This window comes from Rivularia sp. PCC 7116 (genome assembly GCF_000316665.1).
GTDB lineage: Bacteria > Cyanobacteriota > Cyanobacteriia > Cyanobacteriales > Nostocaceae > Rivularia.
On the sequence record NC_019678.1, the window covers coordinates 6,530,858 to 6,543,329 of the forward strand.

Here is a 12,472-nt window from a genome sequence, read left to right on the forward strand (position 1 = left end):
TAAGTTATGAAAGGAGATTTCACCAGGTTTACATTTAAACCAGAGAAACATTACACCAGCGTGTTAATGCAGCAGGGGCGGGTGCAGTTAGATGCCGATTGGAACGAACAAGCAAATATCCACGCTTATTTTAACCAGTCTATAGCCCAAGATATGATTGGTAATTCCGGTGTTGCAAAAACTAGTGGTGGGTTTGAAATACAAATAATTGATAACAGCACGGATTTATTAATTACTCCCGGACATATTTATGTTGATGGTATTCTTTGTGAATTAGAAGGGAATTTATTTGATGTTACAGAAAGAGTTAATATTCAAAGTAACCAAAAACAAATTGAATTAAAAAGTATATATATAGATAATCGTATTTTAGAAAAAGGAGAGTGGCTGGAAGTTGAATTAATAGATAAAAATAATAATAATCAACTTAGTAAAAAACAGTTGCAAATTCAAGAAGTTGATAAAAAAAATCAACTACTAACTTTTAGAAATACAGAAAATATTGATGGTGATATAAAACAACTGCGTCGGTTAACTACTTATAATAATCAACCAGATTACCCCCAAGAAATACAAATCGATAGTAAAGACAATAGCAAAACTTTCGTAGAAGGAAAAAATTATCTTGCTTACCTAGATGTTTGGCAAAGAAACATTAGTGCAATAGAAGATAAAGACATTCGGGAAATAGCGCTACAGGGTTCAGATACAGCCACTCGTACAAAAACAGTTTGGCAGGTAAAATTATTAGAGTTGGAAAATAATCATATCTCCAAACATAATTTGCATACTTCAACTAAATGGGAAGCATTAAAAAAACGTAATGTCTACCTCAACGTTGATGATACAAATGCCTCCGGTGGTGAAGGAGGCTGGAAAAATCAACTGTACCGCGTAGAGATTCATAAAGGTAATCAAGAACAAGATAATTCAGCAGAAGTAACCTTTAAATGGTCTCGAAATAATGGTGCTATAGTATTCCCAATTAAAGAAATTAAATCAGATTATATAGAAGTAAGCAATTTTAGTCGCGATATTTCCGATTCCTTTAAATCCGAGCAATGGGTAGAAATTACCAATGATGTTCGAGAATTGCAAGGTGAACCGGGAACCCTGGTACAGTTAAGAAATATATCGCAAAACAAATTATTTTATAACCCAGCCACAATAGTTAATGACTCTAGTGATTCGTCAACTTTTCCCCAAGGGCACAATCTAAAAATTCGCAGTTGGGATAGTAATCATAGCAATAATCAAGACGCAATTCCTCTAAAATCTTCCGATCGGAAGGTTGTTTTAGAAAACGGCATTCAGCTAGAGTTTGAAGGCGATTCCTTTAAAACTGGCGACTACTGGTTAATTCCAACCCGCGCAGTTAAAGTTAATAAGCATCATATTCAGTGGACTTTTGATAGTTCAGATAAACCCATACCGCAACCACCGGAAGGAATCGAACATCACTATTCTGCTTTAGCTTTATTATCTTATCAAAACAACCAATTAAATCTCGTAGAAGACTTACGAGAAACCTTTCCATCCCTATCTAATTGCTTGGATAAAACAGGCGATATCATGACAGGTGCTTTGGAAATTCAAGATAATCTTTATATTACTGGTAAATCTAATCAAGATAATCAATATATTCCCGGTAAAGTTGGTATCGGAACAAAAGAACCCCAACAAAGACTAGTTATTCTTGATAAAGATGATATTAAAGGTAGAGTCGCAATTGGTTTTAACGATACAGAACAAACTGCCGCTTTAGCAATTAAAGAGAACGTTGGTATTGGTTATTTTAATATACCAAAAACTACTGCTTTAGCAATTAACGGTAAAGTTGGTATCGGTACAAAAGAACCCCAACAAGCATTAGTCATTCTTGATAAAGATGATATTAAAGGAAAAGTTGCTATCGGTTATAACAAAACAGGACAAAAAGCCGCTCTAGCAATTAAAGATAAAGTTGGTATCAATACAATTTTACCTAAGAGCGATTTAAGTGTATTGGGTAACGTTGCCATCGGCTCTACTAACTACACCGAAATTGCTAACGCACCAGATAACGGCTTAATTGTTGAAGGAAATGTCGGTATTGGTAGCCCAAATCCCACCTCTGCAAAATTAGAAGTAAACGGTGATGTCAAGATTACCGGGGATAGTATTAAAAATACCAATAACTTTAAAATTATTGATACTCAAAATCAAGATTGGTTAAATATAAATCCCGATGCAGAATATCCCGGTATTGCCTTATATAATCCCGTGGCGATTTCCAAAGGTGGCTTAGTGATTGGGGAATTAACTAAAATATCTGATGGTGAACTTAAAGTTAGTAAAAATACATTATTAGCAACAACATCTGGTAAAGTTACTATTGGCAATCTCCAACAAGTAAGCGAAAATACGCTGTTAGAAGTTGCCGGTAATACTATCATTGGCTCCTCATACATAGGCGATCGCGCAGCACCAGAAAATGGACTTTTAGTTGAAGGCAAAGTCAATATTGGCGATACGCCAAAAAATAATCAACCAGCCGAAAATGCTCAACTTTATACTCAAGGTGACGCTTATATAAGCAACAAACTTTATACAACTGATTTATCTGTCACGGGGAATATAGAACTTGGAGAATCAACCCAATTATCCATTGCTGAATTAGAAGTTAGTAAAAGTGCTTTCTTAGCAACTGCATCAGGTAAAGTTGGTATCGGAACTCAACAAATACATAATAATACCTTCCTCGGAATAGCAGGAAATACTACCATTGGTTCATCTTATATAAATAGTAAAGCTGCACCAGAAAATGGTCTTTTGGTTGAAGGGAAAGTTAATATTGGCGATACACCAAAAGATAATCAACCAGCGGAAGATGCTCAATTCTATAATGAAGGTGATGCTTATATAAACGGCACGCTTTATACAAAAGATTTAAGCGTTATAGACAATATCGAATTTGTAGAATCAACCCAATTATCTATCGCTGAATTAAAAGTTAGAAAAAATTCCTTTTTAGCAACTACTAGAAATAGTCAAGTTAGTATTGGTAGCCAGCGGAAGCCAAATACAAAAACTCTTATGGGAATTGCAGGAAGTACCACCATTGGTGAATCTTATATAAATAGTAAAGCTGCACCAGAAAATGGGCTTTTAGTTGAAGGAAAAGTTAGTATTGGCGGTACGATACCCCGAAATAATCAACAAGCCGAAGACGCTCAAATCTATACTGAAGGCGATGCTTATATAAACGGCACGCTTTATACAAAAGATTTAAGCATTACAGATAATGTAGAATTTGCAGAATCAACCCAATTATCCATTGCTGAATTAAACATTAGTAAAAATGCTTTCTTAGCAACTACTAAAAACAATCAAGTTAGTATCGGTACCCAGCAAAAGCCGAATGCAAAGACTCTTATGGGAATTGCGGGAAGTACTACCATTGGTGAATCTTATATCGATAGTAAAGCTGCACCAGAAAACGGTCTTTTAGTTGAAGGAAAGGTCAGTATTGGTGGTACTATACCTCGAAACAACGAAGCTAGAACATCACAACTTTACGTTAAGGGCAACGCTTATATTAATGATACTTTGTTAACAGATACCATTGTCTATAACCAAATGATGCAGCGCTCTTCACAGCAGTATAAAGATAATATTACCGAGCTTTCCATTCCAGAAAGTTTGCAAATATTAGAAGATTTAAAGCCTGTTAAATACAGTTATATAACAGATGAAACTAAAAGAATTCACGCTGGATTTATTGCCGAAAAATCTCCGGAAATTTTTACTTCTCCTGACAAAACAATGCTTAATTCCACGGGGATTATCGCAATATTAACCAATGTATTAAAAGAACATATTCATACAAATTCTGCTTTGAATCGCGTCATTGCCAATCAGCAGCAAGAAATTGCTAACTTACGAAAAAGAGTAAATAAATTAGAAGAAAAAAATAATAAATTATTTTGGTAAGTTAGACTCGTCCAAAATATAATCTAGACACTATTTGCAGGTTCATTTATTTTTTTCAATTGGTGTAGAAGAATGCTCTAACATCTCCTTCGCCATTTTTCGATGAATTATATTGACTAATTTCACACCTATTCTTTGACGACAGCGAACTAATATTGAGGCCTCAAAGGTGTTTCATTACTATAAGATAATATCCCTATCAAATATTTTAGATAAGGGTTGTTCTTGATTTACCAAATCAGTCTCTCTATCACTTATTCCTAATTTCTCTTTAATAATTAACGCCCTTAGTGCCATAGGAAAAGATTTAGCAGGTGCCCTTATATCCTCGGAAAAAGTTGAAGCATATTCTTCTTAAAATTCTGACCAAGGTATTAATTAAGCCATCATTACCCAACGATTATCTTCCGACAACTTTCCCTCAAAAGCGAGTTCAAAGTTTTCTAATGATATTTGGGCTTGCTCCTCAAAACGGTATACAAATACTAAAGTACGCGCAGCGTACTACTCGCGGTAATGCAAAGGTTTCGAGTTATTTTAAAGTTTTTTCTTGCACCTGAATATATTCCTCTGGTCTGAAAATGTATGCTGCACAACATTTTCGTGTTAATTCAGCAAGCCCTACATAGCTTGTCGGCTATGAAGATATAAATGACTATGAAACTCTACCTCACGATCCAATATTTACACTTGCAGTTGGAAAAGTAATTAACGCTCCCTAGTAAGGGATTGTCTGCAATTTGAGAGCTTGATTTTTGTTTAATTCCCATTATGGGTATGTAAATATTTATATGTTTTCTGGGAATACTAATTTTATCAAGGCAAAAACAAACGTCTACCATGAGGTAAGCATAAATGACTAATGCAAGTTCCGTTCTTGTGATTCCCGGATATCAAATTAGCTCTCAACTGTATGCAGGCTCTAGAACTAGAGTATATCGAGCAATCCGAGGGCTAGAATCACTTGCAGTAGTTGTGAAATTGCTGACATCTGAATATCCCGGCTTCAACGAATTACTGCAATTTCGTAACCAGTACACCATTAGCAAAAATCTCAACATTCCCGGTATTATTCGTCCTTTATCATTAGAAACTTATGGTAATGGTTATCTTTTAGTGATGGAAGATAGGGGAGAAATTTCTTTACGAGAATACACTAAAACAACAACTCTTTCACTTGTCGAATTTTTGGAGATAGCTATTCAATTAACTAACATTCTCCACGCTTTACGCCAAAACTGTGTTATCCATAAAGACATCAAACCCGCAAACATACTGATTCATCCAGAAACAAAAGAAGTTAACCTGATAGACTTTAGTATTGCTTCTGTGTTGCCCAAAGAAACTCAAGAAATTAAAAATCCTAATGTTTTAGAAGGAACTCTCGCTTATATTTCCCCCGAGCAGACAGGTAGAATGAATCGAGGGATAGACTACCGCAGCGATTTTTATTCTCTAGGTGTGACATTTTATGAATTATTAATAGGAGAATTACCATTTACATCTGAGGATCCTATGGAATTGGTGCATTGTCACATTGCTAAAAAACCTACGGCATTGGGAAACAGGTTTGGGGGAACAGGTAGCAGGGAAAATATCCCAGAAGTACTTTCAGATATTGTCATTAAATTAATGGCAAAAAACGCCGAAGAAAGATACCAGAGTGCTTTGGGATTAAAATATGATTTAGATAATTGTTTATATCAACTAAAAGAAACTGGCAAAATTATAGATTTTGAAATAGCCCAGAAAGACATATGCGATCGCTTTCTCATCCCCGAAAAACTTTATGGACGAGAAACAGAAGTTGTAACCTTGCTAGAAGCTTTTGAGCGTGTCACTAACGGCAATTCAGAAATGATGCTAGTAGCAGGATTTTCTGGAATTGGCAAAACTGCGGTAATCAATGAAGTCCACAAACCAATCGTGCGGCAGCGTGGCTACTTCATTAAAGGCAAATTTGACCAATTTAATCGCAATATTCCCTTATCTGCGTTTGTTCAAGCCTTTCGTGACTTGATGGCACAGCTGCTGAGTGAAAGTGATGTTCAACTAGCAGCATGGAAAACCAAAATCCTCGCCGCAGTAGGAGAAAACGGACAAGTAATTGTGGAGGTGATTCCTGAACTAGAGCGGATTATCGGTAAACAACCCCCTATCCCTGAACTATCAGGCAGTGCTGCTCAAAATCGCTTCAACTTACTATTTCAAAAATTCATCCAACTGTTTACTACCAAAGAGCATCCCTTGGTGATGTTCCTGGATGACTTGCAGTGGGCAGATTCAGCTTCCCTAAACTTGTTGCAGTTATTGATGAGTGAAGCTGGTGGTGGATATTTACTGATTCTGGGAGCCTATCGAGACAATGAGGTATTTGCGGCGCATCCTTTGATGTTGACTCTGGAACAGATTCAGAAAGCAGAAGCGCCAGTGAATACGATTTTCCTAGAACCTTTAAGGGAAATCACGGTGAATCAGTTGGTAGCAGATACCTTGACTTGTAACGAGGAACTGGCTCAACCCCTGACAAAGTTGGTGTATCAAAAAACTAAAGGAAATCCCTTTTTTACAACTCAGTTTCTCAAAGCATTGTATGAAGATGGTTGGATTGAGTTCCAGTCAGAACTGGGTTCTTGGCAATGCGATATAGCGGCAGTGCAGCAGTTAGCATTGACGGATGATGTGGTGGACTTCATGGCATTGCAGTTGCAGAAACTTTCAGTGGAGACGCAAGCAGTTTTGAAATTGGCGGCTTGTATTGGTAACCAATTTGATTTGATTACTCTGGCAATTATTTCCGAACAATCTCCTGTTGAAACAGCAACTAACCTCTGGAAAGCATTACAGGAAGGGCTAATTCTGCCACAAAGTCAAGTGTATAAATTTTATCTGAGCCGTGATGAGTCAGATAGGAATACTAAAAACATCGAAAACGTAGGCTATCGGTTTTTGCACGATCGCGTCCAACAAGCTGCTTATTCTCTAATTCCCGATAACCAAAAACAAGCAACTCATCTAAAAATCGGTGAACTCTTACTCCAAAAAATACCAGCAACGAAGCGAGAAGAAAAAATCTTTGATATTGTTAATCAATTAAATTATGGTGTTGAACTAATTACGGAATCGGCAGAACGAGAAAAACTTGCGACTTTAAATTTATCTGCTGGCTCGAAAGCGAGATTCTCTAATGCTTATAATGCTGCAACCGAATATGCTACTGATGGGATTAAATTGTTAAAAGCAGATTGTTGGCATAGTCAGTATCAGTTGGCATTAGAATTGCACAACCTAGCAGCAGAAGCAGCTTATTTGGCTGGCAATTTTGAATTGATGGCGGAATTTATCCAAAAAGTTTTAGATAGCGTTGAAAATCCCTTTGATAAAATCAAAGTTTATGAAATACAAATTCAAGCCTATGGCGCACAAAATCAACCATTAGCAGCAGTTAAACTTGGACAAGAAATTTTGAAATTATTGGGAATCGAACTCCCGGAAAATATTAGTAATTCTGACATACAGGCTCAACTAAATCAAACTCAATCTCTTTTTGCCGAACAATCTATTGAAGATTTAATTAATCTGCCTGTGATGACGGATAAAACAGCTTTGGCAGCAATGAAAATTTTATCAAACATTACGACTTTTGTGTTTCAAGCAGTTCCAGAGCTATACGTTTTCGTGCCATCGACGCAAGTGAGTCTTTCTGTTAAATATGGTAATTCTGAGCAGTCAGCTTTTGGTTATATAGGCTATGGAATTATTCTCAGTGGGTTAGTTGAAGATATTGATTCTAGCTATAGATTTGGTCAATTAGCGCTTGATGTTTTAAGTCAATTTGATACCAAAGAAATGACTTCAAAAGTGATAAACGGATTTGATTGTTTGATTCGGCATTGGAAGAAACATACTCAAGAAACCGTACAATCGCTCTGGCAGTGTTACTCAGTTGGGTTAGAAACAGGAGATTTAGAGTTTGCGGGAATGAGCCTCCGTTACTACGATACTCATCTATATTTCCTTGGTCGAGAGCTTAAGGCTTTAGCCACAGAGATGGCAACCCATACCCAGGCATTCCAGCAAATGAAGCAATACAGGTTTGTTCAACACAATCAAATTCAAATGCAGAGAGCTTTAAATTTATTAGGAGAAGTTGATGATGTCTTGTGTTTGAAAGGTGAAGCCTGTGATGAAGAGACTTTGCTTCCCCTAATTATGAATGATGGATTTGCACTGATCGAATTTTATTTTACTAAGCTTCAACTCAGTTATTTGTTTGGCAAATATGAACTGGCTCATGAATACGCAGCCCAAGTAGACCGCTACGCTTCTGGTGGTCGATCTTTCGTTATTTCTCGACAATGCAATTTTTACAAATCTCTAGTAAAACTTGCTATATTTTTAAATGTTAGTCAAGATACACAAACACAGCTTCTAAATCAAGTTACAGATAACCAAGAAAAAATGCAACTATGGGCACAACACTGCCCAATGAATGTTTTACACCAATATTATTTAGTAGAAGCTGAAAAATACCGGGTTTTAGGTCAGAATTATGAAGCAGGAGATTTTTACGATCGTGCCATAGGCAAAGCTAAAGAAAACGGCTACATCCAAGAAGAAGCCTTAGCCAAGGAACTGGCTGCCAAGTTCTATCTTAACTGGGGCAAAGAAAAAATTGCCAGCGCCTATATGCAGGAAGCTTATTACTGCTACGCCCGTTGGGGAGCCAAAGCTAAAACAGATTACTTAGAAAAATGCTATCCCAAACTACTAAAGCCCATCCTATTACAACAACGAATTAACCTCAATCCCTGGGAAACTATAGGAAACATTAGTGTTGCTCAGACAATTTCGTCTACTATCACTTCTACTACTGCCAGCCACACTATTTCCGATGCCCTCGATTTTAGTTCCCTTCTTAAAGCCGCTCAAACTATTTCTAGTCGCATCGAATTAGACCAACTCGTTACCTGTCTTACCAAAATTATTCTGGAAAACTCCGGTGCCAAAAAATCTGCATTAGTTCTTCCTGAAAATGCAACTTGGCAAGTTAAAGCAATTACTTCGATTAATCATCAACAAAATTCACCACTTCCAACACAAACCATCCTTGACTCACAATCAATAGATACTTGCGAAGATATTCCCAGAAAAATTATTAACTATGTCAAGAATACCCAAGAAACCATCGTTATAGATAATTGCCAAACAGATATTCCTGGACTAATTGGGGAATATATGATCGAACATCAACCCCAAAGTATTTTATGCATGCCAATTACTAATCAAGGACATTTAGTAGCAATTCTTTATTTAGAAAATAAACTTATAAGCGGCGTATTTACCCAAGAGCGTCTACAAGTCATCAATTTACTTTCCTCCCAAGCTGCAATCTCCTTAGAAAATGCTCAACTTTATCAACAAGCCCAACAAGCATTAGAAGATTTAAAAAACGCACAATTAAAAATAGTTCAAAGTGAAAAAATGTCTGCACTCGGTAATTTAGTCGCTGGTGTGGCACATGAAATGAATAATCCTTTGGGTTTCATTTCTGCGACTCTCGAACAAAGTAAACCCGCCCTTGCCGATATTGTAGAACACCTGGGATTATATCAAGAAAATTTATCAGAACCTGGCGAGGAAATTATTGAACATGCAGAAGAAATCGACTTGGACTACAGCCTAGAAGATTTACCTAAGATGATAGATTCAATGGTGATGGCTTGCGATAGATTGAAAAATATTAGCACAAGTTTGAGAACTTTCTCTCGTGCTGATAAAGATTACAAAGTAAAGTTCAATATCCATGATGGGCTAGATAGCACAATTTTAATTCTCAAACATCGCCTCAAAGCCAATGACAAACGTCCAGCAATTGAAGTTATCGCCGATTATGGGGAAATATCACAAATTGAGTGTTTTCCCGGTCAATTAAATCAGGTATTTATGAATCTTTTAGCTAATGCCATTGATGCTTTAGATGAGTCTAATGATGGACGGAGTTATGAGGATATTAAAGCTAATCCCAACAAAATTATCATTAAAACTCTAACTGAAAATGAACAAATCAAAATATTAATTAGTGATAATGGTAAAGGAATGAGTCAAGAGGTGAAAACACAAATATTTGACCATTTATTTACTACTAAAGGTGTCGGTAAAGGTACTGGTTTGGGATTAGCGATTGCTAAACAAATTGTTGAGGAAAAACATGAGGGTTGCCTAGAAGTAGAATCCGAGTTGGGAAAAGGTACGTCATTTTATATCAAACTGCCAATAATCAGTTGAATAATCTCATTGACATCAAAATAACCAATAACATGATGCGGTGGTGGAAGGAACGAGTTTAGTAAGATGAAGCTTTTTTTAGTCGATGAGACACCAGCACGAAGGCGGGAATCCGTTTTTAGCTACAAACCATCAAAAAATCAGGAGTCAAATAAATGTTGGATTGTATTGTAATTGGAGCTGGCCCAGGAGGTCTAGTTACCACCAAAGAATTACTCGAACAAGGACTCAGCGAGGTCGTTTGTTTGGAGCAAGCAGAAAGTGTCGGAGGCGTTTTTGCCAATACCTATGACAATTTAGTGCTAACTTCCTCTTGCACTTATAGTATGTTTTCGGACTTTTGGATGGGTAATGGAAACCAACACAAATTTTGGACGAAGAACGAAGCTGTTGACTATTGGAAACGATATGCCAAACATTTTGGCGTTTTGGGTAAAATTCGCTTCAATTCTAAAGTTGTTGCGGTGACTGAGCAAGGTAATCGAGGGTGGCAAGTTCAACTGCTCTCTGGAGAGACTTTGCGCTCAAAACGAGTGGCATTGGCGATTGGCAACAACAGTATTCCAAATTATCCCCAGTGGAAAGATTCATTAACTGAGGTGGAGTTTTCTCATTCCCAAAAATATCGCAATGCAAGTAACTTTGTAGGCAAAAATGTATTAGTGGTGGGCGGAGGCGAGTCAGCTTCAGACATAGCCCTAGAAATATCTGGAGTTGCCAAAAATTGCTGGGTTAGCCTTCGTAATTCAACTGGGTTTGTAGTACCTCGCAAGAGAGGCAAACGTGCTAATGACATCAGTACTAATAGAGGTATATACGGATTGCCAAGAGAATATGGTCATACTCTGAGTAAAATTATCTCTCGCCAGTGGTCGAGCTACAAAGATCCAATCGAGAAAACAGCAGTTAGGCTGAACGAGAAGGTCAAATCTCGAAATGGACTTTGGGGAACTTATGGAACTAAAACTTATGCCTTACCCAAGGCAATCGCCCATCATGGGTGTAAAGTCGTCGGTGAAATAATCGGCGTAGAAGATGGGGGCAGAACGCTACTGGCTGTCGATGGAGAAACCCTGCATTCGGTAGATGCCGTAGTATTTTGTACTGGCTACCAAAACTATATGTCTTTCCTTCCCGAAGAACTCAAGAAAACTGACCCTCGAAGTCTTTACAAACATATGTTCCATTCCCGGTATCGAGATCGGATAGTTTGGATTGGCTTGGCACGTCCGGGGTTCGGTAGTCAGTTTCCAATAATGGAAATGCAAGCCCGATTGTTTAGCTTAATCTGTACTGGCGAAAAAACTCTTCCTGCTGCTGTCGCAATGGAGAAAGCCGCATCTGTAGACCGACAGAAGTATTTACAACAGTTTGAACATAATGCCCATCGCATCCGTAGTTTGGTTGATTATCATATTTATATGGATGAACTAGCCGATTTAATTGGCTGTAAACCTCCTTTGTGGAAATACTTTTTCTTACATCCTCGCCTCTGGTTACGTCTGGTATATGGTGCGACTCAGGCAACTCAGTTTCGTTTGCGAGGTCCAGGACAGAAGGAAACTTGGGCTAAAGAAGCGATCGCTAAATTACCGGTTGTTCAATTTAATTATTTCTTTCTAGCTGGTCTAAGAGGTCGCGCCATCTATAGCTTCAAGGCTATCGTTAAGGGGATGGGACTAATCCGGGAGCAACGCGATTTCGTAAAAATGAGTGCGATCGCCAAGATTCAATCTGCGTATCTAAAATATTTAAGACATTAATTTGTTTTAGCTGACAATCTTAACGGCACAAACGTTTTCGCCATTCATCTTTTTGGCTAAGTATTATGAAAATATACTGAACTTATATATGAAGATTCACTGAAAATACATAAAAAAAACGATACAAATTCAATAATTTTCTCAGTTGCCAAAATACTTCTTTATAAGACAACATAGAAGCATGAACGCATATATTTTCGGCTAAATAAGCAAAAAATTTTGGTTCTCCCGGAGAAATTGGCTATGATAAATTAATCATAAAAAAAGGTTAAAATAATTGATGTAGCAAGGTTATAGCAATATAAAATTTAAAGTTTAAATTTTAATAAAAATGTGCTTTTTTTGTCTAAAATCCTTGCTATATCACAATTAAAGTTGGTATTAAATATTAATTTACATAACTAGTCTGGGAGACCTAAAATCTTTCAGTAATTTTGAAACAGAATTGA

Annotated in this window: 3 protein-coding genes and 1 pseudogene; 3 read left to right on the plus strand and 1 reads right to left on the minus strand. The window is 37.0% G+C overall.

Annotated features, from left to right (window positions below; translation table 11 throughout):
* Window positions 1–6: 6 nt before the first annotated feature.
* Complete coding sequence (locus tag RIV7116_RS25180; RefSeq protein ID WP_015121152.1) at window positions 7–3,972, plus strand: DUF6519 domain-containing protein; 3,966 nt, start codon at window positions 7–9, stop codon at window positions 3,970–3,972.
* Window positions 3,973–4,047: 75 nt separating this feature from the next.
* On the opposite strand, the pseudogene RIV7116_RS37180 reads toward RIV7116_RS25180, so the two are convergent.
* A pseudogene (locus RIV7116_RS37180) lies at window positions 4,048–4,425 on the minus strand (transposase); the annotation flags it as partial.
* Between the two features lie 402 nt (window positions 4,426–4,827).
* On the opposite strand from RIV7116_RS37180, the gene RIV7116_RS25190 reads away from it, so the two are divergent.
* Both RIV7116_RS25190 and RIV7116_RS25195 read left to right on the plus strand, forming a co-directional pair.
* On the plus strand, window positions 4,828–10,260 hold the full coding sequence (locus RIV7116_RS25190; protein WP_015121153.1) for an ATP-binding sensor histidine kinase: 5,433 nt from the start codon (window positions 4,828–4,830) through the stop codon (window positions 10,258–10,260).
* Window positions 10,261–10,415: 155 nt separating this feature from the next.
* Complete coding sequence (locus RIV7116_RS25195; protein WP_015121154.1) at window positions 10,416–12,023, plus strand: NAD(P)/FAD-dependent oxidoreductase; 1,608 nt, start codon at window positions 10,416–10,418, stop codon at window positions 12,021–12,023.
* The last annotated feature ends 449 nt before the right edge of the window (window positions 12,024–12,472 follow it).